The organism is Streptomyces sp. NPDC107654 (genome assembly GCF_055639035.1).
This window is the reverse complement of sequence record NZ_JBVKBI010000001.1, coordinates 134,540-157,005: the sequence shown is the minus strand read 5'-3', so window position 1 is coordinate 157,005 and position 22,466 is coordinate 134,540. Positions and strand designations below refer to the sequence as shown.

Annotated in this window: 20 protein-coding genes; 14 read left to right on the top strand and 6 right to left on the bottom strand. The window is 71.1% G+C overall.

Translation table 11 applies throughout. From position 1 onward, the window contains the following. Window positions 1-3: 3 nt before the first annotated feature. From ACZ7N4_RS00705 to ACZ7N4_RS00675, 7 genes are all read left to right on the top strand, one after another. Complete coding sequence (locus ACZ7N4_RS00705; RefSeq protein ID WP_471353120.1) at window positions 4-798, top strand: cell division protein FtsQ/DivIB; 795 nt, start codon at window positions 4-6, stop codon at window positions 796-798. 279 nt (window positions 799-1,077) lie between these two features. Further along, window positions 1,078-2,292 carry a cell division protein FtsZ gene (gene ftsZ / locus ACZ7N4_RS00700; protein ID WP_467924341.1) on the top strand — a complete coding sequence of 405 codons (1,215 nt, stop codon included), beginning with the start codon at window positions 1,078-1,080 and terminating at the stop codon, window positions 2,290-2,292. Continuing rightward, window positions 2,289-3,017 (top strand): peptidoglycan editing factor PgeF, encoded by a 729-nt coding sequence (gene pgeF, locus ACZ7N4_RS00695; RefSeq protein ID WP_471352212.1) that lies wholly within the window; start codon window positions 2,289-2,291, stop codon window positions 3,015-3,017. Before ftsZ ends, pgeF begins: the two co-directional genes overlap by 4 nt. Before the next feature lie 6 nt (window positions 3,018-3,023). Next, the gene (locus ACZ7N4_RS00690) at window positions 3,024-3,743 is read left to right on the top strand and encodes a YggS family pyridoxal phosphate-dependent enzyme (protein WP_471352209.1); all 720 of its coding nucleotides are present in this window, start codon (window positions 3,024-3,026) and stop codon (window positions 3,741-3,743) included. A 128-nt stretch (window positions 3,744-3,871) separates the two neighbouring features. Beyond that, complete coding sequence (locus tag ACZ7N4_RS00685; protein ID WP_055633826.1) at window positions 3,872-4,513, top strand: cell division protein SepF; 642 nt, start codon at window positions 3,872-3,874, stop codon at window positions 4,511-4,513. A 59-nt stretch (window positions 4,514-4,572) separates the two neighbouring features. Further along, window positions 4,573-4,863, top strand: coding sequence for a YggT family protein (locus tag ACZ7N4_RS00680; RefSeq protein ID WP_161298001.1), 291 nt, complete (start codon window positions 4,573-4,575; stop codon window positions 4,861-4,863). A 54-nt stretch (window positions 4,864-4,917) separates the two neighbouring features. Then, entirely contained in the window at window positions 4,918-6,078 is a 1,161-nt protein-coding gene (locus ACZ7N4_RS00675; protein WP_471352206.1) for a DivIVA domain-containing protein, read from the top strand. Window positions 6,079-6,335: 257 nt separating this feature from the next. Here the strand turns inward: ACZ7N4_RS00675 and ileS are convergent, their stop codons facing one another. Further along, window positions 6,336-9,479: an isoleucine--tRNA ligase gene (gene ileS, locus ACZ7N4_RS00670; protein WP_471352203.1), complete on the bottom strand. Its 3,144-nt coding sequence runs from the start codon at window positions 9,477-9,479 to the stop codon at window positions 6,336-6,338. Window positions 9,480-10,084: 605 nt separating this feature from the next. Here ileS and ACZ7N4_RS00665 point away from each other — a divergent pair. The 6 genes from ACZ7N4_RS00665 to ACZ7N4_RS00640 all read left to right on the top strand — a co-directional run bounded on the left by ACZ7N4_RS00665 (window position 10,085) and on the right by ACZ7N4_RS00640 (window position 15,890). Beyond that, window positions 10,085-11,218 carry a TraR/DksA C4-type zinc finger protein gene (locus ACZ7N4_RS00665; protein WP_471352200.1) on the top strand — a complete coding sequence of 378 codons (1,134 nt, stop codon included), beginning with the start codon at window positions 10,085-10,087 and terminating at the stop codon, window positions 11,216-11,218. A 67-nt stretch (window positions 11,219-11,285) separates the two neighbouring features. Then, window positions 11,286-11,900 carry a signal peptidase II gene (lspA, locus tag ACZ7N4_RS00660; protein ID WP_471352197.1) on the top strand — a complete coding sequence of 205 codons (615 nt, stop codon included), beginning with the start codon at window positions 11,286-11,288 and terminating at the stop codon, window positions 11,898-11,900. A gap of 58 nt (window positions 11,901-11,958) precedes the next feature. Next, entirely contained in the window at window positions 11,959-12,903 is a 945-nt protein-coding gene (locus tag ACZ7N4_RS00655) for an RluA family pseudouridine synthase (protein WP_471352193.1), read from the top strand. Beyond that, the gene (locus ACZ7N4_RS00650) at window positions 12,900-13,367 is read left to right on the top strand and encodes a GNAT family N-acetyltransferase (RefSeq protein WP_471352190.1); all 468 of its coding nucleotides are present in this window, start codon (window positions 12,900-12,902) and stop codon (window positions 13,365-13,367) included. The genes ACZ7N4_RS00655 and ACZ7N4_RS00650 overlap by 4 nt, the downstream gene beginning before the upstream one ends. 102 nt (window positions 13,368-13,469) lie before the next feature. Next, on the top strand, window positions 13,470-15,056 hold the full coding sequence (locus ACZ7N4_RS00645) for a Na+/H+ antiporter (protein ID WP_471352186.1): 1,587 nt from the start codon (window positions 13,470-13,472) through the stop codon (window positions 15,054-15,056). A 93-nt stretch (window positions 15,057-15,149) separates the two neighbouring features. After that, the gene (locus tag ACZ7N4_RS00640; RefSeq protein ID WP_471352183.1) at window positions 15,150-15,890 is read left to right on the top strand and encodes an SDR family NAD(P)-dependent oxidoreductase; all 741 of its coding nucleotides are present in this window, start codon (window positions 15,150-15,152) and stop codon (window positions 15,888-15,890) included. 10 nt (window positions 15,891-15,900) lie between these two features. Here ACZ7N4_RS00640 and ACZ7N4_RS00635 read toward each other — a convergent pair whose 3' ends face one another. Further along, window positions 15,901-17,007: a mechanosensitive ion channel family protein gene (locus tag ACZ7N4_RS00635; protein WP_471352179.1), complete on the bottom strand. Its 1,107-nt coding sequence runs from the start codon at window positions 17,005-17,007 to the stop codon at window positions 15,901-15,903. Window positions 17,008-17,112: 105 nt separating this feature from the next. Here ACZ7N4_RS00635 and ACZ7N4_RS00630 point away from each other — a divergent pair, with 105 nt between their 5' ends. After that, window positions 17,113-17,685, top strand: a complete 573-nt coding sequence (locus ACZ7N4_RS00630) for a dienelactone hydrolase family protein (RefSeq protein ID WP_471352176.1) — start codon at window positions 17,113-17,115, stop codon at window positions 17,683-17,685. Between the two features lie 19 nt (window positions 17,686-17,704). Here the strand turns inward: ACZ7N4_RS00630 and ACZ7N4_RS00625 are convergent, their stop codons facing one another. The 4 genes from ACZ7N4_RS00625 to ACZ7N4_RS00610 all read right to left on the bottom strand — a co-directional run bounded on the left by ACZ7N4_RS00625 (window position 17,705) and on the right by ACZ7N4_RS00610 (window position 22,434). Next, the gene (locus tag ACZ7N4_RS00625; protein ID WP_471352173.1) at window positions 17,705-19,375 is read right to left on the bottom strand and encodes an alkaline phosphatase D family protein; all 1,671 of its coding nucleotides are present in this window, start codon (window positions 19,373-19,375) and stop codon (window positions 17,705-17,707) included. A gap of 105 nt (window positions 19,376-19,480) precedes the next feature. Beyond that, the gene (locus ACZ7N4_RS00620; RefSeq protein ID WP_471352171.1) at window positions 19,481-20,293 is read right to left on the bottom strand and encodes a thioredoxin domain-containing protein; all 813 of its coding nucleotides are present in this window, start codon (window positions 20,291-20,293) and stop codon (window positions 19,481-19,483) included. 66 nt (window positions 20,294-20,359) lie between these two features. Beyond that, complete coding sequence (locus ACZ7N4_RS00615) at window positions 20,360-21,040, bottom strand: hypothetical protein (RefSeq protein WP_471352168.1); 681 nt, start codon at window positions 21,038-21,040, stop codon at window positions 20,360-20,362. A gap of 68 nt (window positions 21,041-21,108) precedes the next feature. Beyond that, window positions 21,109-22,434 (bottom strand): DUF2252 domain-containing protein, encoded by a 1,326-nt coding sequence (locus ACZ7N4_RS00610; RefSeq protein WP_471352165.1) that lies wholly within the window; start codon window positions 22,432-22,434, stop codon window positions 21,109-21,111. Between the last annotated feature and the right edge of the window lie 32 nt (window positions 22,435-22,466).

The window sequence follows — 22,466 nt, the reverse complement described above, 5'->3', positions numbered from 1 at the left end:
AGCGTGGCCGGACCCTCCACCGCCGAGCGCGGTGAACGCCAGCAGGAGTCGTCCGGCCCGCCGCCCGCCCGCGGGCTCAGACGGCCCCGCCTTCGTACGATTGTCATTCTGGCCGCCGTTCTGGTGCTCCTCGCGGCCGGTTCCGGCTGGGCGTTGTACGGCTCGCGGTGGCTGCGCGTCACCCACGTCTCGGTGTCGGGCACGCGCGTGCTGACACCCGCCGAGGTGCGCGCGGCGGCGGCCGTGCCCGTCGGGCGACCGATGATTTCCCTCGACACGGAGGGCGTCGAAGCCCGACTTCGCCGAAAATTGCCCCGAATTGACACCGTCGATGTGGTTCGTTCCTGGCCCCATGGCATCGGTCTGAAAGTGATCGAGCGCACTCCGGTTCTGCTGGTCCGAAAGGGCCGGAACTTCGTCGAAGTCGATGACGAAGGTGTCCGGTTCGCTACGGTTCCGCAGGCGCCGAACGGCGTTCCGATGCTGGAATTGTCCGCTTCCCGGACCGGCCCGGGCGCGGCGAGCTTCCGTCGCTTCGGCGAGGACCGTCTGGTGCGCGAGGCCGTCCGGGTCGCCGGTGACCTGCCCCGCGCCGTGTCGCGGGCCACCCGGACCGTTCGCGTCCGCTCCTTCGACGCCATCGCGCTGGAGTTGGGCGACGGCCGCACGGTGGCATGGGGCAGCGGCGAACAGGGCCGCGCCAAGGCACGGGCCCTCACGGCTCTCATGAAAGCAGTTCCCGGCGCGCGGCACTTTGATGTCAGCGTTCCCACCGCCCCTGCGTCATCGGGGAGTTGACGCACATCAGCGCAGGCCAGCACCCTGGTTGGGCACTGCTATGGCTGATCACATAGGGTGAAAAGAAAAACGGGAGGTTCGGCGTGTTCGTTGAACGGGCGCCACTTGTCGACTTAGTGTCCTGTTCAGAAGACTCCAGGGAACAGACACACTGGTAACCCTAAACTTCAGGGTTAGGGTTCGGGTCGGCGCTACGGACCGTCCCATTCGGCATCCGTCGTCCCGGCGCGGGGCACCGCCCGGCGGCGACAACGTAATTCGAGGCGAGAGGCCTTCGACGTGGCAGCACCGCAGAACTACCTCGCAGTCATCAAGGTCATCGGTGTCGGCGGCGGTGGTGTCAATGCCATCAACCGGATGATCGAGGTCGGTCTCAAGGGCGTCGAGTTCATCGCCATCAACACCGACGCACAGGCGCTGTTGATGAGCGACGCCGACGTCAAGCTCGACGTCGGCCGCGAACTCACCCGCGGACTCGGCGCCGGAGCCAACCCGGCCGTCGGCCGCAAGGCCGCCGAGGACCACCGCGAGGAGATCGAGGAGGTCCTCAAGGGGGCCGACATGGTCTTCGTGACGGCCGGTGAAGGCGGCGGCACCGGCACCGGCGGGGCCCCCGTCGTGGCCAACATCGCGCGCTCACTCGGCGCCCTCACCATCGGCGTGGTCACCCGCCCGTTCACCTTCGAGGGGCGGCGGCGCGCGAACCAGGCCGAGGACGGCATCGCCGAACTGCGCGAAGAGGTCGACACCCTCATCGTGATCCCGAACGACCGGCTGCTGTCCATCTCCGACCGTCAGGTCTCGGTCCTGGACGCGTTCAAGTCCGCCGACCAGGTCCTGCTCTCCGGTGTCCAGGGCATCACCGACCTCATCACCACGCCCGGCCTGATCAACCTGGACTTCGCCGACGTCAAGTCGGTCATGTCCGAGGCCGGTTCGGCCCTCATGGGCATCGGCTCGGCCCGCGGCGACGACCGCGCGGTGGCCGCGGCCGAGATGGCGATCTCCTCGCCGCTGCTGGAGGCGTCCATCGACGGCGCCCGGGGCGTGCTGCTCTCCATCTCCGGCGGCTCCGACCTCGGCCTCTTCGAGATCAACGAGGCCGCTCAGCTGGTCAGCGAGGCCGCCCACCCCGAGGCCAACATCATCTTCGGCGCGGTCATCGACGACGCCCTCGGCGACGAGGTCCGGGTCACCGTGATCGCGGCCGGCTTCGACGGCGGCCAGCCGCCGGCCCGCCGGGACAACGTGCTCGGCTCGGCCTCCTCCGGATCGGGCTCCGCCCGCCGCGAGGAGCCCGCCCCGGCCCGGCCGAGCGAGCCCAGCCGTCCGTCCTTCGGCTCGCTGGGCAGCGTCAAGCCGAAGGAGGAGCCGGAGCCGGCGCCCGAGCCGGTGGCAGACATCCCGGTCACCCCGCCGATCACGCCGGCCCCGCGTCCCGCCTACTCGGACAGCGCGGCCGAGGAGCTGGACGTCCCGGACTTCCTCAAGTGATAGGACAGCACGAGAGCGTGAGCGGCGCGCACTTCGCCTTCACCGACCGGTGGGGCGGGGTGAGCGCCGCTCCGTATGAGGAGCTGAACCTCGGCGGCGCGGTCGGCGACGCGGCCGAGTCGGTGCGGGGCAACCGGGAACTGGCGGCCAAGTCGCTGGGCCTGGACCCCGCCCGGGTGGTGTGGATGAACCAGGTGCACGGCGCCGCCGTGGCCGTGGTGGACGAGCCGTGGGGTGAGCGCGCGGTGCCGGAGGTCGACGCGATCGTCACCGCCCGCCGCGGACTCGCCCTCGCCGTCCTCACCGCCGACTGCGTGCCGGTGCTGCTGGCGGACCCCGTCGCCGGGGTCGCCGCCGCGGTCCACGCGGGCCGGCCCGGCATGGTGCGGGGAGTCGTCCCCGCCGCCGTACGGGCCATGGCCGAACTCGGCGCCGAGCCGGGCCGGATCGTCGCCCGCACCGGACCGGCCGTCTGCGGCCGGTGCTACGAGGTGCCGGAGGCGATGCGCGCCGAGGTGGCCGCCGTGGAGCCGGCGGCGCGCGCCGAAACGAGCTGGGGCACGCCGGCGCTCGACGTGAGCGCCGGGGTGCACGCGCAGCTCGACCGGCTCGGGGTGTGCGACCGGGCGCAGGCGCCGGTGTGCACGCTGGAGTCGGACGACCACTTCTCGTACCGCCGCGACCGCACCACCGGTCGGCTCGCGGGTTACGTCTGGCTGGACTGATAAGGCATGACGGACCGTAAGACCGAACTCGCCGCGAACCTGGCGAAGGTGGAGGAGCGCATCACCGCCGCGTGTGTGGCGGCCGGGCGCGCGCGGGAGGAGGTGACCCTCATCGTGGTCACCAAGACCTACCCGGCGAGCGATGTGCGCATCCTGTCGGAACTCGGTGTGCGCCATGTCGCCGAGAACCGCGACCAGGACGCGGCCCCGAAGGCCGCCGCCTGCGCGGATCTGCCCCTCGCCTGGCACTTCGTCGGTCAGTTGCAGACCAACAAGGTGCGTTCCGTGGTCGGTTACGCCGATGTCGTGCAGTCCGTCGACCGGGCCCGGCTCGTCACCGCGCTGTCCAAGGAGGCGGTGCGGGCGGAGCGCGAGGTGGGCTGCCTCGTCCAGGTGGCCCTCGACGCCGACGCGAGCGGCCGGGGCGAGCGCGGTGGCGTGGCCCCGGACGGAATCGAAGAGTTGGCCGACCTCGTCGCCGGGGCGCCCGGGCTGCGGCTCGACGGGCTGATGACCGTCGCTCCGCTGACCGGGGAGTACGCGGGGCGCGAACAGGCGGCGTTCGAGCGGCTCATGGATTTGTCGACTGACCTGCGCCGAACTCATCCGGCTGCAACCATGGTGTCGGCAGGGATGAGCGCGGACCTCGAACAGGCCGTGGCAGCCGGGGCGACACATGTGCGCGTCGGCACCGCGGTACTCGGAGTCCGCCCCAGGCTCGGGTAACGTCGCCAGGAAGTCGGACCACAGCAGAAAATATGGTCAATGCGCGCCAAGGCGGGCGCAAGGACCACGTGGATCGCGGGCACTTGGCAGTCGTCAGTCGATCCACCACAGAGCGGAGGACTCAGAGAATGGCCGGCGCGATGCGCAAGATGGCGGTCTACCTCGGCCTCGTGGAGGACGATGGGTACGACGGCCGCGGATTCGACCCCGACGACGACTTCGAGCCCGAACTGGACCCGGAGCCGGAGCGGGACCACCGACGGCACGAACCGTCACACCAGTCGCACGGCGCACATCAGTCCCAAAGGGACGAAGAGGTGCGAATCGTGCAACCGCCCGCGCCTCGCGAGCCGGTGGCCCGTTCGGCTTCGCTCGCCGCGGAATCCGGACGTCCGGCGCGCATCGCGCCCGTGGCATCCATCACACAAGAACGTCAGTCCCTGGAGAAGAACGCGCCGGTGATCATGCCCAAGGTCGTGTCCGAACGAGAGCCTTACCGGATCACCACGCTCCACCCGCGGACCTACAACGAGGCCCGTACCATCGGGGAACACTTCCGTGAGGGCACCCCGGTGATCATGAATCTGACTGAGATGGATGACACAGACGCGAAGCGACTTGTCGACTTTGCGGCCGGTTTGGTGTTTGGTCTTCACGGCAGCATCGAGCGGGTGACGCAGAAGGTGTTCCTGTTGTCTCCTGCTAACGTCGATGTCACGGCGGAGGACAAGGCCCGCATCGCAGAGGGCGGGTTCTTCAACCAGAGCTGAGACGTACGACCGGACCGAAGCACGGAAGAACATGGACAGGGGAGAGGGAATCACAGGCCATGAGCGTGTTCGCGCAGGTGATCTACATCGCGCTGATGGTGTTCCTCGTCGTGCTCATCTTCCGGCTGGTCATGGACTACGTCTTCCAGTTCGCCCGCTCGTGGCAACCCGGCAAGGCGATGGTGGTCGTACTGGAGGCCACCTACACTGTCACCGATCCACCGCTGAAGCTTCTGCGGCGGTTCATCCCGCCGCTGCGTCTCGGGGGCGTGGCGCTCGACCTGTCCTTCTTCGTACTGATGATCATCGTCTACATTCTCATCTCCATCGCGCAGAACTTCGTGAGATGAGGGTGGAGACGATCCGGTCTTGCCGACTGCCGATGACTACGTTGAGGTGAAGAGATGCCGTTGACCCCCGAGGACGTGCGGAACAAGCAGTTCACGACCGTCCGCCTCCGAGAAGGCTATGACGAGGACGAGGTCGATGCCTTCCTCGACGAGGTCGAAGCCGAACTGACCCGTCTGCTCCGCGAGAACGAGGACCTGCGCGCCAAACTGGCCGCGGCCACGCGAGCTGCCGCGCAGAACCAGCAGAACGCGCGCAAGCCCCCGGAGCAGGACCAGCAACAGCAACAGCACCAGCAGCACCAGCAGCAGCAACACCAGCAGCAGGGCATGCGAGGTCCCGGCGCGCCGGTGCCCGCCGGCATATCGGGCCCGCCGCAGCAGCAGATGGGCGGCCCCATGGGTGGTCCGCCCCAGCTGCCGAGCGGTGCCCCGCAGCTGCCCGCCGGCCCCGGCGGTCAGGGCGGCCCGCAGGGTCCCGGCCCGATGGGCCAGGGTCCGATGGGTCAGGGCCCGATGGGCGGTCAGCCGCCCATGCAGCAGCAGATGGGCGGCCCGATGGGCGGTCCCATGGGTGGCCCCATGGGCGGTCCGATGGGCGGCCCCGGTCAGGGCCCCGGTGGCGACAGCGCCGCCCGTGTCCTCTCGCTGGCCCAGCAGACCGCCGACCAGGCGATCGCCGAGGCCCGCTCCGAGGCCAACAAGATCGTCGGCGAGGCCCGCAGCCGCGCCGAGGGTCTGGAGCGCGACGCCCGTGCCAAGGCAGACGCCCTGGAGCGGGACGCGCAGGAGAAGCACCGTGTCGCCATGGGCTCCCTGGAGTCCGCGCGCGCCACGCTGGAGCGCAAGGTCGAGGACCTGCGTGGCTTCGAGCGCGAGTACCGCACCCGCCTGAAGTCGTACCTGGAGTCGCAGCTGCGTCAGCTGGAGACCCAGGCCGACGACTCGCTGGCTCCGCCGCGCACCCCGGCCACCGCGTCCCTGCCGCCGTCCCCGGCGCCCTCCATGGCCCCGGCCGGCGCGAGCGCCCCGTCCTACGGCGGCAACCAGACGATGGGCGGCTCGCCCGCCCCGTCCGCGCCGTCCTACGGCGGCCAGCAGCAGATGACCCCGGCCATGACCCAGCCGATGGCTCCGGTCCGTCCGCAGGGTCCGTCCCCGATGGGCCAGGCTCCCTCGCCGATGCGTGGGTTCCTGATCGACGAGGACGACAACTGACGGGCCGCTGAGACCGGTACGACAACGGCGTCGGCAGCGTCTGATAGGGCGGGCCCCCCGGACTTCGGTCCCGGGGGCCCGCCCTTTTTACGCGGGTTGCGTGAGGTGGCTCGGGAGCACGGGGATCCGCGAACGGCAACCGGACCGACCGCCACGCATGCCGTCACACGGGCCGCTGTGCATGCCGTCACGCAGGGAAGAAGGGCCCGGCCTCCTCGACGGAGACCGGGCCCTGCCCTTCGAGTACCGCTCGGCGCTTACGCCTTGCGCAGCCGGAACGTCAGCGACAGCCCCTCGTCGGTGAACGCGGCACCGTAGCTGTCGTCGGCCTCACCCTGGCCGAAGTCGGTGGCCAGAACCTCGTCGGCGATCAGCTCACCGTGCTCGGCCAGCGCGGCGACCACAGCCGGGTCGGTCGACGTCCACCGCAGGGCGATCCGGTCGGCCACGTCCAACCCGCTGTTCTTGCGGGCCTCCTGGATCAGCCGGATCGCGTCCCGGGCCAGGCCCGCCTGCCGCAGCTCCTCGGTGATCTCCAGGTCCAGCGCCACCGTGGCACCGGAGTCGGAGGCCACCGACCAGCCCTCGCGCGGGGTCTCCGTGATGATCACCTCGTCCGGGGCGAGGGTGACCGTCTCACCGTCGACCTCCACGGAGGCCGTGCCCTCGCGCAGGGCCAGGGACAGCGCGGCGGCGTCCGCGGCGGCGATCGCCTTCGCCACGTCCTGCACCCGCTTGCCGAACCGCTTGCCGAGCGCCCGGAAGTTCGCCTTCGCCGTCGTGTCGACCAGGCTGCCGCCGACCTCGGACAGGGAGGCGAGGGACGAGACGTTCAGTTCCTCGGTGATCTGCGTGTGCAGCTCCGGGTTCAGCGCGTCGAACCCGGTGGCCGCGATGAGCGCCCGGGACAGCGGCTGACGGGTCTTGACGCCCGACTCCGCGCGCGTGGCGCGGCCCAGCTCCACCAGTCGGCGGACCAGGACCATCTGCTTCGACAGCTGCGGATCGATCGCCGACAGGTCCGCTTCCGGCCAGGCGGCCAGGTGCACGGACTCCGGCGCGCCGGGGCTGACCGGAACGACCAGGTCCTGCCACACCCGCTCGGTGATGAACGGGGTGATCGGCGCCATCAGCTTGGTGACCGTCTCCAGCACCTCGTGCAGCGTGCGCAGCGCGGCCTTGTCGCCCTGCCAGAAGCGGCGACGGGACCGGCGGACGTACCAGTTCGAGAGGTCGTCGACGAACGCGGACAGCAGCTTGCCGGCGCGCTGGGTGTCGTACGCCTCCAGTGCCTGGGTGACCTGGTCGGTCAGCGCGTGCAGCTCGGAGAGCAGCCAGCGGTCCAGCACCGGGCGCTCGGCCGGGGCCGGGTCCGCCGCGGACGGGGCCCAGTCCGACGTACGGGCGTACAGCGCCTGGAAGGCGACCGTGTTCCAGTACGTCAGCAGGGTCTTGCGGACGACCTCCTGGATCGTGCCGTGGCCGACCCGGCGCGCGGCCCACGGGGAACCGCCGGCCGCCATGAACCAGCGCACCGCGTCCGCGCCGTGCTGGTCCATGAGCGGGATCGGCTGCAGGATGTTGCCCAGGTGCTTGGACATCTTGCGGCCGTCCTCGGCGAGGATGTGGCCGAGGCAGACGACGTTCTCGTACGACGACTTGTCGAAGACGAGGGTGCCGACGGCCATCAGCGTGTAGAACCAGCCACGGGTCTGGTCGATCGCCTCGGAGATGAACTGCGCCGGGTAGCGGCTCTCGAACAGCTCCTTGTTCTTGTACGGATAGCCCCACTGAGCGAACGGCATCGAGCCCGAGTCGTACCAGGCGTCGATGACCTCGGGCACGCGCGTGGCCGTCCGGCCGCAGCCCTCGTGCGGGCAGGCGAAGGTGACCCCGTCGATGTACGGGCGGTGCGGGTCCAGGTCCGACTGGTCGGTGCCGGTCAGCTCGGTCAGTTCCGCGCGGGAGCCGACGCAGGTGAGGTGCTCGTCCTCGCAGCGCCAGATCGGCAGCGGGGTGCCCCAGTAGCGGTTGCGGGACAGCGCCCAGTCGATGTTGTTGTTCAGCCAGTCGCCGAAGCGGCCGTGCTTGACCGTCTCCGGGAACCAGTTGGTCTTCTCGTTCTCCTGGATCAGCCGGTCCTTGACGGCCGTCGTGCGGATGTACCAGGAGGGCTGCGCGTAGTAGAGCAGCGCGGTGTGGCAGCGCCAGCAGTGCGGGTAGCTGTGTTCGTACGGCAGGTGCTTGAAGAGGAGGCCGCGCTGCTGGAGGTCCGCGGTGAGCTTTTCGTCCGCCTTCTTGAAGAAGACGCCCCCGACCAGCGGGACGTCCTCCTCGAAGGTGCCGTCCGGGCGGACCGGGTTCACCACGGGCAGGCCGTAGGAGCGGCAGACCTTGAGGTCGTCCTCACCGAAGGCGGGGGACTGGTGGACCAGACCTGTACCGTCCTCGGTGGTCACGTACTCGGCGTTGACCACGAAGTGGGCGGGCTCCGGGAACTCCACCAGCTCGAACGGACGCTGGTACGTCCAGCGCTCCATCTCGGCGCCGGTGAAGGTCTGGCCCGTGGTCTCCCAGCCCTCGCCGAGCGCCTTGGCGACGAGCGGCTCGGCGACGACGAGCTTCTCCTCGCCGTCGGTCGCGACGACGTAGGTGACGTCCGGGTGCGCGGCGACCGCCGTGTTGGACACCAGGGTCCAGGGGGTCGTCGTCCACACCAGGAGCGCGGCCTCTCCGGCGAGCGGACCGGAGGTGAGCGGGAAACGGACGTACACGGACGGGTCCACGACCGTCTCGTAGCCCTGTGCCAGCTCGTGGTCGGACAGGCCGGTGCCGCAGCGCGGGCACCAGGGGGCGACGCGGTGGTCCTGGACCAGCAGGCCCTTGGTGAAGATCTCCTTCAGCGACCACCAGACCGACTCGATGTACTCGGGGTCCATCGTGACGTAGGCGTCGTCCAGGTCGACCCAGTAGCCCATCCGGGTCGTCAGGTCGGAGAAGGCGTCGGTGTGGCGGAGCACGGACTCCCGGCACTTGGCGTTGAACTCGGCGATGCCGTACGCCTCGATGTCCTTCTTGCCGGAGAAGCCCAGCTCCTTCTCGACGGCCAGCTCGACGGGCAGGCCGTGGCAGTCCCAGCCGGCCTTGCGGGCGACGTGGTAACCGCGCATGGTGCGGAAGCGGGGGAAGACGTCCTTGAAGACGCGGGCCTCGATGTGGTGGGCGCCGGGCATGCCGTTGGCGGTGGGCGGGCCCTCGTAGAACACCCACTCGGGGCGCCCCTCGGACTGCTCCAGGCTCTTGGCGAAGATCTTCTGTTCGCGCCAGAAGTCGAGCACGGCGTGCTCAAGAGCGGGCAGGTCGACCTGTGCGGGCACCTGGCGGTACGTCGGCGCTGTCATCTGCGAGCATCCTCCAACGGACTTGCTGCCTTCCGTCGGAGGGACGAGAGCCTTCGTTCCTGTCTACGCCGTGTGCGGCGCGCTCCCGCGGTACCACCCTCCTTGGCCCTCCGCCGCGCCGTACACGCCGGTGAGCCCCCTCATTGGGGTCGCGAAACCGGTTCTACTCGCCGTCGCCCAGAGGCTGCGGCTTTCTTCCGGCGGCTCCGGGGTGATCTTCACGTCGCGCTCGCCCCCGGGCTCACACCGTCCCCGGGTCGCTCTGGGCTGCGTACGCCGCTACTCGTCCCCATCCACGCTTCTCGCTGCGCCCAGTGTACGGCGCCCCGCGGACAGCGGCTGACCGGTTTTCCGCGCGGCTGCGGCGGATGCCGGACGACCGGGACGGATGACCCGAATGGCGAGGGGCGGGCACCCGGGGCCGGGAGTGGCCCGGACCGGCGGATTACCCGGCGGGGAGCTGGGCACAACGGATGCAGACCCGTGGCTCGGGGGGTGCGGGCGGGCGAATCGGGCGGTGTGCCCCGTTGCCGCGGGACTCAAGTCGATTTATCGTCCCAGAACGATTCGCGAGCAAGATCACAATATGTGAAGGGGCCGCGGCCATGGTGGCGAAGAAGACCGCCGTACAGCAGCCGGCGACCGGGAAGACCGGCGCGAGGCCTGCCACCAAGAAGACGGCTCCCGGCAAGACGGCCGCCGAGAAGAAGGCCGCCGACACGAAGGCCGCCGAGAAGACGGCTGCCGAGATGACGGCTGCCGAGAAGACGGTTGTCAGGAAGAGGGCCGTGACGAAGACGGCGGCGGGAAGGGCGGCCGGGACGAAGGCGGCGGAGACGAAGGCCGCGGGGACGAAGACGGCGGCCGAGAAGGTGGCCAGGAAGGTGGCCAAGAAGGCCGTTGCCGTGAAGGAGGCGGCCTCGAAGAAGACGGCCGCAGCCGTGAAGGCCGGGGGGAAGAAGACGGCCACGCAGCGGGCGGGCGCCAGGCATGCGGACACCAAGGATGCGGACACCAAGGATGCGGACACGAAGCATGCGGGCACGAAACCGGCGGTCGTGAAGAAGGAGGCGGCCCCGAAGAGGACGGCCGCCTCCGGGGCGACCGCCGAAAAGGCGGCTGCCGAGGACACGGCCGTCAGGGAAGCGGTCGGGAAGAAGACGGACATCGAGGAAACGGTCGGCGAGAAGACCGGCGCCGAGAAGAGCACGGCCAAGAAAGCGGGCGCGGCGCGGGCCGCGAAGCAGACGGGAGCCACGACGGTGGTTGCGAAGAAGACTCCTGGCACGGCCACGGCGGCACAGACCGCCGTCCCCAAGGCACGCGTCGCCGCGGCGGAGCCCGGCGAGCTGGCGGTGCGCCCCGGCGAGGACCCCTGGACCCCGGAAGAGGTCGACGAGGCCCGCGCGGAGCTGCAGTCCGAGGTGGCGCGGCTACAGGAGGAGATCAGCTCGTCCGAGGCGTCCCTGGTCGGTCTCATGAGGGACTCCGGGGACGGCGCCGGCGACGACCAGGCCGACACCGGCACCAAGAACATCACGCGCGAGCACGAGCTGGCGCTGGCCGCCAACGCGCGCGAGATGCTGATCCAGACCGAGCGCGCTTTGGAACGGCTGCACGCGGGCACCTACGGCCTGTGCGAGAACTGCGGCCGGCCCATCGGCAAGGCCCGTATGCAGGCGTTCCCGAGGGCCACCCTGTGCGTGGAGTGCAAACAGAAGCAGGAACGCCGCTCCTGAGCGAGAGGGGCCGCGGGGGCGTGCCGTAGTCTCGTCCTCAGTCAGGCACCTAGGTTGAGGGACTCACGTGGCAGAGGCGGAGCGCATCATCGGTACGCCGGACACTCCGGACGACGGCGGCGGACGGACGGCGGCGCCCGGAGCACCCGCCGGCTCCGGTGCGTCCGGCGACGAGACCCCGGCGCGGCGGCCCGGCCGCGGGCGCCGGATCGCCGTGCTGTTCGTGGTGGCCGCGTTCGCGTACGCCGTCGACCTGATCAGCAAGACGCTCGTGGTGTCCCGGCTGGAGGGCCGCGCGCCGATCCGGGTCGTCGGGGACCTGCTGGAACTGCACGCGATCCGCAACCCCGGCGCCGCCTTCGGCTTCGGCGCGGCCTTCACGGTGATCTTCACGCTGATCGCCGCCGCCGTGATCGTGGTGATCATCCGGCTGGCCCGCAAGCTTTACAGCTTCCCCTGGGCGGTCGCGCTCGGCCTGCTGCTCGGCGGCGCGCTCGGCAACCTCACCGACCGGATCTTCCGGGCGCCGGGCGTCTTCGAGGGCGAGGTCGTGGACTTCATCGCGCCCAAGGGCTTCGCGGTGTTCAACCTCGCCGACTCGGCGATCGTGTGCGGCGGCGTCCTGATCGTGCTGCTGTCCTTCCGCGGCCTGGACCCCGACGGCTCCGTCCACAAGGACTGAGCCCGGGTTTTCCACAGGCCCGGTCGGGGGTGTCCGGCCCGTCCGGCATACTCGACGGGTGAGCACGATTCCCGAGATCCGTACCCTGCCCGTGCCCGACGGCCTGGAGGGCGAGCGCGTCGACGCCGCCATCTCCCGCATGTTCGGCTTCTCCCGCACGAAGGCGGCCGAGCTGGCCGCGGCCGGCAAGGTCCAGGTCGACGGCGCGGTGGTCGGCAAGTCCGAGCGGGTGCACGGCGGCGCCTGGCTGGAGGTCGAGATGCCGCAGGCCCCCGCGCCGGTGCAGGTGGTCGCCGAACCGGTCGAGGGCATGGAGATCGTGCACGACGACGATGACGTGGTCGTGATCGTCAAGCCGGTCGGCGTGGCCGCGCACCCGTCGCCGGGCTGGTCCGGGCCCACCGTCATCGGCGGTCTCGCCGCCGCCGGATACCGGATCTCCACCTCCGGCGCCGCCGAGCGCCAGGGCATCGTGCACCGACTGGACGTCGGCACCTCCGGCCTGATGGTCGTCGCCAAGTCGGAGTACGCGTACACGTCGCTGAAGCGCCAGTTCAAGGAGCGCACGGTCGACAAGCGCTACCACACGCTGGTCCAGGGCCACCCGGACCCGACGAGCGGCACCATCGACGCCCCGATCGGCCGCCACCCCCAGCACGATTACAAGTGGGCGGTCACCGCCGAGGGCAAGCCGTCGGTGACCCACTACGACCTCATCGAGGCCTTCCGCGCCGCCTCCCTGCTGGACGTGAAGCTGGAGACGGGCCGCACCCACCAGATCCGCGTCCACATGGCCGCCCACCGCCACCCCTGCGTCGGCGACCTCACCTACGGCGCCGACCCGACCCTCGCCAAGCGGCTGCGCCTGACCCGCCAGTGGCTGCACGCCGTACGCCTCGGTTTCGAGCACCCGGGGGACGGCAGCTGGGTGGAGTTCGAGAGCGACTACCCCGAGGACCTCCAGAAGGCCCTCGACCAGGTCAGGGAGGAGACGTACGCGTGAGCCGGCCGTACACCGTCCGGGTCGCCGAGGACCCCGCCGACCGCGAGGCCTGCTTCGCGGTCCGCAAGGAGGTCTTCGTGGTCGAGCAGGGCGTCGCCGAGGACATCGAGTACGACGCCCACGACGCCGTGGCCGTGCACGTGCTGGCGGTGCGCGCGGACGGGGTGCCGCTGGGCACCGGACGGCTGCTGTACGGCGAGGCGGCGGCCGCCAGGACCGGCGGGGACCCGGCGGTGGGCTCCCTGGGCCGGCTCGCCGTCTCCCGCGAGGCGCGCGGGCTCGGAGTCGGCGCGGCCCTGGTGCGCGCCATCGAGGACGCGGCACGCGCGCGTGGCCTGACGGCCGTGGACCTGCACGCCCAGACCCACGCCCTGGGCTTCTACGAACGGCTCGGCTACGAGGCGTACGGCCCGGAGTTCCCGGACGCGGGGCTTCCGCACCGGGCGATGCGCCGGTCCCTGTAGCGGGCGTCGCCGCCCGGGGAGGCGTCGGAACGGGGCCGGGGGGCAGGCGTCATGGCAGGCTGGAGACCTGCCGTGTGATCGTCGACCCCCGGAGCGCCGTCCGTGGATCAGCTGGCTCTGTTGTTCGTACTGCTGCTCGGGGCCTTGGTGAGCGTCCCGCTGGGGGACCGGTTCGGGGTGCCGGCGCCGGTGCTGATGACCCTGCTCGGCGGGGCCCTGGCGGTGGCCGACTTCGTACCCAACGTGGACATCCCGCCCGAGCTGATCCTGCCCGGCCTCCTGCCGCCGCTGCTCTACGCCGCGGTGCGCCGCACGTCCTGGCGGCAGTTCGCGGCCAACGTCCGCCCGATCCTCCTGCTCGCAGTCGCCCTGGTCTTCGTGACGACGGTGTGCGTGGCCCTCGTCGCCAACGCGATCGTGCCCGGGCTGCCGATCGCCGCCGCCGTCGCGCTGGGCGCCCTGGTGGCGCCGCCCGACCCGGTCGCCGCTACCAGCGTCGCGGGACAGCTGGGGCTGCCGCGCCGCCTGGTGTCGATCCTGGAGGGCGAGGGGCTCTTCAACGACGTGACCGCCATCGTGCTGTACCACGTGGCGATCGCGGCCGCCGTGAGCGGCGCGTTCTCCCCCTGGCAGGCCGGGCTCGACCTGGTGCTGTCCGCCGTCGTCGCGGTGGCCGTCGGGCTGGTGCTGGGCTGGGGCGCGAACAGGCTGATGGACCTGCTGGGCGATCCGACCCTGCAGATCGGCATGACCCTGCTGGTGCCGTACGCCTCCTACGTGCTCGCGGAGAAGCTGCACGGCTCCGGGGTGCTGGCCGTGCTCACCACGGCCCTCTTCCTCGCCGAGTACGCCACCGACGCCGACGACGTGATGACCCGGCTCGCCGGGCACACCTTCTGGGACATCATCGACACCCTCGTCACGGGGGTCGCCTTCGGGCTCATCGGGCTCGAACTGCACAACGCCATCCGCACGGCCCAGGGGCGCTGGGGCGAGATGCTCGGCTGGGCCGCCGCCGTCGTGGGCGTGGTGGTCGTCGTGCGGCTGCTCTGGCTGCTGCCGGCGACCTGGCTGACCAAGCGGCTGCACGCCCGCCGGGACTACGAGGAGGAGATCCCGGTGAGCTGGCGGGAGACCGTCGTGATGTGGTGGTCCGGGATGCGCGGGGTGGCCTCGGTGGCGCTGGCGCTGGCCGTGCCGCTCAGGACGGAGCACGGCTCTCCCTTCCCCGACCGGGACGAGATCGTCTTCATCGCCTTCGGGGTGATCATCGCCACGCTGGTGGTGCAGGGACTGACGCTGCCGTGGCTGGTGAAGCGGCTCGGGGTGCGGGCCGACTCGGAGCGGGAGAAGGAGTACGAGAAGGAGCTGGCGGTGCGGGCAGCGAAGGCGGCGAAGCGCCGGCTGCGGGAGATCGAGCAGGTGGAGGAGCTGCCCGAGGAACTGTCCGAGCAGATGCTGCGGCGGGCCTTCGACATCGGCATCCGGATCAGCCCGGACATGGGGGAGGACGAGCGGCGCGAGGCGCAGCACCAACGGGTCAAGCGGATCAGGCGGGTGCGGCGCATCCAGAACGAGATGCTGAGCGCCGCCCGCCACGAGGTGCTGGCGGCGCGGAGCGAGCCCGGCGCGGACCCCGAGATCGTGGACCGGGTGCTGCGCCACCTCGACGTCCGCAGCCTGCGCTGAGCGGAACGGCGTATGTGCCCGTCAGCCATACGAATGTGCCGATCCTGTGGATAACTCCCGACACCGCCGGGGCTCCGCTCGTACGCTCGGATCATGACTCGCAACATCGTGATCAGCGGCGGGGGTACGGGCATCGGCCTGGCGGCGGCGCACGCCTTCGCGGCGGACGGGGACCGTGTGCTGTTGCTCGGGCGACGCGCCGAGGTGCTGGAGAAGGCCGGGGTGGCCGGGGCGCTCAGCTACGCCGCGGACCTCTCCGAGCCCGCCCGGGTGCGCGACGCCGCCCGCTTCGTCGCCGAGCGGCTGGGCACCGTCGACGTGCTGGTGAACAGCGCCGGAGGCGCCGGATACCTGGAGCCCCCGGCCGGCAGCGACGACCCCCTCGACCGGGTCGCCCACGACTGGACCCTCAACTTCCGGCAGAACACCCTGACCGCCGCCCTCCTCACCGAGGCGCTGAAGCCCCGGCTCGCCGAGCCCGGCGGGCGGGTGCTGTTCCTGAGTTCCATCGCCGCCTACCGGGGCTCGGGCACGGGCGCCTACGCTGCGGCCAAGGCCGGGCTGCACCCCTACGCCCACGACCTGGCCCGGCAGCTGGGCCCGCGCGGCATCACCGTGAACGTGGTCGCCCCCGGATACGTGGAGGACACCGAGTTCTTCGGGGACACCATGGACGAGGACCGGCGCGGCAGGCTCGTCGCCGACACCTCGACCGGCCGCGCCGGCATACCCGGGGACGTGGCCGCGACGCTGCACTGGCTGGCCTCGCCCGCCGCCGGCCACATCACCTCGCAGGTGATCCAGGTGAACGGCGGCGCCGAGCGCGGCCACTGAACCCCGGCCGTCAGCCCCGGCCGGTGCGCGGGAAGTCGTAGGCCCTGCGGAGCGAGGCGCGGTCGGGAGACGGGACGCGGTACGGCGGGAGCACCGCGTCGGCGGTGTTCACCCGGGGCAGCGCGTAGGGGTGCTCCGCGGACAGCCAGGTGATCATCTGCTCGCGGACCGCGACCCGGACCGTCCAGATGTCGTCCGCGTCCTTCGCCGTCACCAGGGCCCGCACCTGGATGGTGTTCGGCGTGGTGTCCGTCACCACCAGGCCGTAGGCGCGGCCGTCCCAGGCCGGGCAGTGGCGCAGGATGTCGCGGAGCTTCTCGCGCATGGCCTCGACGGGTGCGCTGTGGTCCAGGTGCCAGTAGACGGTGCCCGTCATCTGCGGGGTGCCGCGGGACCAGTTCTCGAAGGGCTTGGAGGTGAAGTACGACACGGGCATGGTGATCCGGCGCTCGTCCCAGGTCCGGACCGTCAGGAAGGTGAGGGTGATCTCCTCCACGGTGCCCCACTCGCCGTCGACCACGACGGTGTCGCCTATGCGCACCATGTCACCGAAGGCGATCTGCAGCCCGGCGAACATGTTGGAGAGCGTCGACTGGGCCGCGACACCGGCGATGGCGGCGATGATGCCCGCCGAGGCCAGCAGGGAGGCGCCCGCCGCGCGCATCGCCGGGAACGTCAGCAGCATCGACGAGGCGGCCACGACGATGACGATCGCGGACACCACCCGCATGATCAGCTCCACCTGCGTGCGCACCCGGCGCACCCGGGCCGCGTCGCGGTGGGCACGGGCGTAGCGGGAGTAGGAGGTCTCGACGATCGCCGCGGCGATCCGGATCACCAGCCAGGAGGCCGATCCGATCAGTACCAGCGTGAGTGCCCGGCCGATGCCGACCTGGTGCCGCTCCAGCAGCTTCGTCTGGTCGTACGATCCGCGCAGCATGGCGGTGCACAGCACGAGCTGGTAGGGGATGCGGGCCCGCCGAAGCAGCCCCCACAGGGGGGTGCCGTGGTCGCGGTCGTCGGCCTTGCGCAGCAGCCGGTCGGTGACCCAGCCGATGGCCAGGGTCAGCAGCACCGTGCCGCCGAGCACGATCAGGGGGCGGAGTACGTTCTCCATGCCTCCGCTCCTAACCGGCGCGTGCAGGGCATGAACATGTGAGTTCGGCGTGTTCGTGGGTAAGGCGGCACCGCCACCGTCGTCCCCGGCTGGCACCATGGCCTCATGAACATCATGCTTTTTCACTCGACCTACGGGCTCAGGCCCGCGGTGCGGGAGGCCGCGGACCGGCTGCGCGCGGCGGGCCACGAGGTGTGGACGCCGGACCTCTTCGAGGGACGCACGTTCGACACCGTCGAGGAGGGCATGGAGTTCAAGGAGGGCATCGGCAAGGAGGAGCTGCTGAAGCGGGCCGTGCTGGCGGCGGCGCCGTTTTCGGACCGGGGGCTGGTGTACGCCGGGTTCTCGCTCGGGGCCTCCGTCGCGCAGACCCTGGCCCTCGGCGACGACAACGCCCGCGGGCTGCTGCTCCTGCACGGCACCTCGGACATCGCGCCGAACGCGGACGTGGACGAGCTGCCGGTGCAGCTGCACGTCGCCGAGCCCGACCCGTTCGAGACGGACGACTGGCTGAGCGCCTGGTACCTGCAGATGGGCCGGGTGGGCGCCGACGTGGAGATCTACCGGTACGCCGGGGCCGGGCACCTCTACACCGACCCCGGGCTGCCGGACTACGACGAGGAGGCCGCCGAGGCCACCTGGCGGGTGGCGCTCGGCTTCCTCGAATCGCTCGGCTGAGCGGTCACCTCAAGGAGGGTCACACCGGGTCGTAGGTCCGCTCGACCTTCTGCGTGCCGCTGCGGGTGCGATAGGAACGCGCCCAGCCGGCGGTGGCGTTCGGGTCGGTGCGGTCGGACAGGACGTAGTAGTCCATCTGTGCCCGCTCGGCCGTGATGTCCAGCACGCCGTAGCCGTGCCGGTCGGTGTCCACCCAGTGGACGTGCCGGTTGGCGGCCCTGATGACCGGCGCGGCGACCGCGGAGACCGTGCCCTCGGGCACCTTCACGATGTCGTCCAGGTTGTCGGAGGTCACCGAGGTCACCACGAACTCGGTGGCGGCCGACGCCGACAGCGGGTAGGTGCCCGCGTCCACCGGAACGTCGTTGGCCCACGCCATGTGGATGTCACCGGTCAGGAAGACGGTGTTGCCGATGGCGTTCGAGCGCAGGTGGGCGAGGAGTTCGCGGCGGTCGTCGGTGTAGCCGTCCCACTGGTCGGTGTTGGCGGCGATGCCCTCCTGCGGCAGCCCGAGCAGCTTGGCGAGCGGCTTGAGCAGGTCGGCGGAGAGGGAGCCGAAGGAGAACGGCGAGATCATCACCGAGTTGCCGACCAGCCGCCACCTGGTGTCGGAGGCCTTCAGCCCGGCCTTGAGCCAGTCGAGCTGGGCGCGCCCGGTGAGCGTGCGGTCCGGGTCGTCCACGGCACCGCTCGCCGTGGACGCCTGCTGGGAGCGGAAGGAGCGCAGGTCCAGCAGAGACAGGTCGGCGAGCTTGCCGAAGCGCAGCCGGCGGTAGGTGGTACCGGCGAGGGCCGGGCGGACCGGCATCCACTCGAAGTAGGCCTGCTTCGCGGCGGCCTGACGGGCCGACCAGGTGCCCTCGGCGCCCTCGGTGTGGTTGACCGCGCCCCCCGACCAGGCGTTGTCGGCGAACTCGTGGTCGTCCCAGATCGCGACGACCGGCGCCTTCAGGTGCAGGGCCTGGAGGTCGGGGTCGGTCTTGTACTTCGCGTGCCGGATCCGGTAGTCGGCGAGGGTGAGGATCTCGTTGGCCGGCGCGTGCGGGCGGACGACCTTGCCCCGGGCCGCGTACTCGCCGGACTTGTACTCGTATATGTAGTCGCCGAGGTGCAGCCAGGCGTCGAGGTCGTTGCGGGCGGCGAGGTGGCGGTAGGCGGAGAAGTGGCCCGCCTCCCAGTTGGCGCAGGAGACCACGCCGAACCGCAGGCCCGGGACGTCCGCGTCCGCCGCCGGCGCGGTGCGGGTGCGCGCCACCGGGGAGTCGGTGCCGCCGGCCGAGAACCGGAACCAGTAGTCGGTGGCCGGCTGCAGGCCACGGATGTCGGCCTTCACGGTGTGGTCGGCGGCGGCCGTCGCGGTGGTGGAGCCCTTGGCGACGATGCTGGTGAACGCCTTGTCCCTGGCGACGACCCAGCCGACCTCGGTGTCCGGGCCGATGCCGGAGCCCGGTATGGCCTCCGGCGTCGGGGTCACGCGGGTCCACAGCAGGATGCCGTCGGGCAGCGGGTCACCGGAGGCGACGCCGTGGAGGAAGGCGGGGGCGTCCGTGGCGGCGCGGGCCGGCAGGGCGGCGGCCAGCGGGCCGGCCAGGACAGCGGTCGCCGCCGCGGCCTTGACGACCGTACGGCGGCGGGGCGAGAAGCTGCCGAGGCCCTGGGAGGCCTCGGATGATCTGTATCGACTGGTCACGGTCGATCAGGTTACTGATCGGTACCGCGCGAAGGCGGGCGAACGCGTAAAGTTCGCCCGCCCTTTGACCGGGCGTCGGCTCGGACGCCTCCGTGGCGGGGCGGCTCAGCCCTTGAGGACCTTGTTCAGCGCGGTGTTGAAATCGGCGGTCGTCATGGGCGCGGACTTGCCGTCGGGGCCCGTCAGCGTCTTGCCGTCCATCTTCAGGGTCGGGGTGCCCGAAATGCCGTCCTTGTCGAAGATTTTCGACTCCTCCAGCGCCCACCGGTCGTAGGTGCCCTCCTTCACGGCCTTCTGGAAAGCCGCGTTGCCCTTCAGGGCGGGGACCGTGTCGGCGATCTTGATGAGGTAGGCGTCGTCCTTGAACTCGTCGGTGGTCTCCGCGGGGTGCCACTTCTTCGAGTACATCGCGGACTTGTATTCGAGGAACGCCTCCGGGCTGACGTCGAGGGCGGCGCCCAGGGCGCTGAGCGCGTTCTTGGAGCCCTCACCGGTCAGGTTCCTGTCGAGGAAGGTGGCGACGACATACTTGATCTTGAACTTGCCGGCGTCGAGGTCCTTCTCGACGGTCGGGCCGACCGCCTGCTCGAAGTCGGCGCAGATCGGGCAGCGCGGGTCCTCGTACATCACCAGGGTCTTCTTGGCGCTGCTCTTGCCGACGAGGATCGTCGTGCCGTCCTTGCCCGTGGTGTTGGCGGGCTTGACGAGCTTGTCGTCCTTCGCGGCCTCCCAGTAGGCGGGCTTGTTGGCCTGGACGACCGCCCAGCCTATGCCGCCGGCCGCGGCCAGGACACCGACCACGGAGGCGGCCACGATCAGCTGCCGCCTGACCTTGTCGCGCTTGGCCTGCCGCTCGCGCTCCTGGCGCAGCCGCTCCCGGGCCGCCGTCTTCGCCGCCTGGCTGTTCCGCTTGCTCATGTTGGTGATCTCCATGTGGGACGCGCACACGTCGTACGCGGGATACGTAGGGGGGACTGATCGTGCTCAGGCGAAGGCCGGAGAGCACGGCGGTCCACGCCGTCCCAGGGAGTGCGCGAGGAGCCGGTCGCGGGCCGCGGCCCGGCGCGGGGCCGGGCGGGGCAGCCGGCGGGCCGGGAGCGGCCGTACGGCGACCGCGGCCACCGCGAGCAGCAACGGCCGGAAGGTGGTCGCTGCGACCGCGCGCAGCAGCTGGGTCAGCGCCCGCTCGCCCCGGCGCAGCCAGGCGGCGGCGAGCAGGCCCACGCCGACGTGCGCGGCGAGCAGCAGCCAGGCGGCGGCCGGGCCGGCGTGCGCGAGCAGCGCTCCGGCGCCGTCGGCGCCGCCGGTCATCCGCGCCAGCGGGCCGCCCACCGGGCCCTGGCACAGCACGTCCAGGCCGACCGCCCGCAGCGGGCCCGCGACCGGGCCGCCCGCCGGGCCGTAGCAGGTGTGCTGGCCGGTGGTGAACACCGTGTCGGCGGCCAGCTCCAGCGGGATCAGCAGGGCCGCGATCCGGCCGAAGCCGCGCTCGCGGCGCGCCAGCGCGTACGCGGTGACGAAGACCCCGGCGGTGACCGCGCCCACGGTCGCCAGGGGCAGCGGAGCACGGGACAGCAGCACGTGCGACGCGGTGCTGAGCGTCACGACGAAGGCCGTGAACAGCGCCGCGCGCACGGCTCTGAGCGGGGTCCCGGACATGTCCATAGCGAAAGGAGAGTTTGTCACGTAGGCGAGTAAGGGACCCCTAAAGGGTGCCTGTGAATCCGCGGGGACTACAGCCCCGGGATCCGGCCGTTGCGGAACAGGTCGACGAAGATCTGGTGGTCGGCACGCGCGCGTGCGCCGTAGGCGTGCGCGAAGTCCACCAGCAGGGGCGCGAAGCCCTCCTCGTCGGCCGCGATCGCCGCGTCGATGGCCCGCTCGGTGGAGAACGGCACCAGGGACTCGCCGGAGGTGTCGTCCGCCGCCGCGTGCATCGCGGCGGTGGCCCGGCCCAGGTCGGCGACGACGGCCGCGATCTCCTCCAGGTCGTCGATGTCGTCCCAGTCCAGGTCGACGGCGTACGGCGAGACCTCGGCGACCAGCTGGCCGGCCCCGTCCAGCTCGGTCCAGCCGAGCCACGGGTCGGCGTGCGCCTGCAGGGCGCGCTGGGAGATCACGGTGCGGTGGCCCTCGTGCCGGAAGTACTCCGCGATGGCCGGATCCGTGATGTGGCGGGAGACGGCCGGGGTCTGGGCCTGTTTGATGTAGATCACGACATCGTTCTCCAGGGCGTCGCTGTGGCCCTCCAGGAGGATGTTGTACGACGGCAGGCCCGCCGAACCGATGCCGATGCCCCGGCGGCCCACGACGTCCTTCACCCGGTAGGAGTCCGGGCGGGCCAGGGAGGAGTCCGGCAGGGTCTCCAGATAGCCGTCGAAGGCCGCCAGGACCTTGTAGCGGGTCGCCGCGTCCAGCTCGACGGAGCCGCCGCCGGCGGCGAAGCGGCGCTCGAAGTCACGGATCTCGGTCATCGACTCCAGCAGCCCGAACCGGGTCAGCGAGCGGGCGTCACGCAGCGCGTCCAGCAGCGGACCCTGCGCGGTGTCCAGCGTGAACGGCGGCACCTCGTCCCGCTTCGCGCCCGTGGCCAGGGCGTGGACGCGCTCGCGGTAGGCGGTGGCGTAGACCGTCACCAGCTCGGTGATCTGCGCGTCACTGAGCGCCTTCGCGTACCCGATCAGCGCCACGGACGCCGCGAAGCGCTTCAGGTCCCAGGTGAACGGGCCGACGTAGGCCTCGTCGAAGTCGTTGACGTTGAAGACCAGGCGGCCGTTGGAGTCCATGTACGTGCCGAAGTTCTCCGCGTGCAGATCGCCGTGGATCCACACGCGCGAGGTGCGGTCGTCCAGGTACGGACCGCCGCGCTTCTCGGTGTCGAGGTCGTGGTAGAAGAGGGCCGCCGTGCCCCGGTAGAAGGCGAAGGCCGAGGCCGCCATCTTCCGGAACTTCACCCGGAACGCTGCCGGGTCGGCGGCCAGGAGCCGGCCGAAGGCGGTGTCGAAGACGGCGAGGATCTCCTCGCCGCGCTGCTCCTCGTCGAGCTGGGGGACCGACATCGCTGGGTGCCTCCTGGTGCAGTGCCTGTACG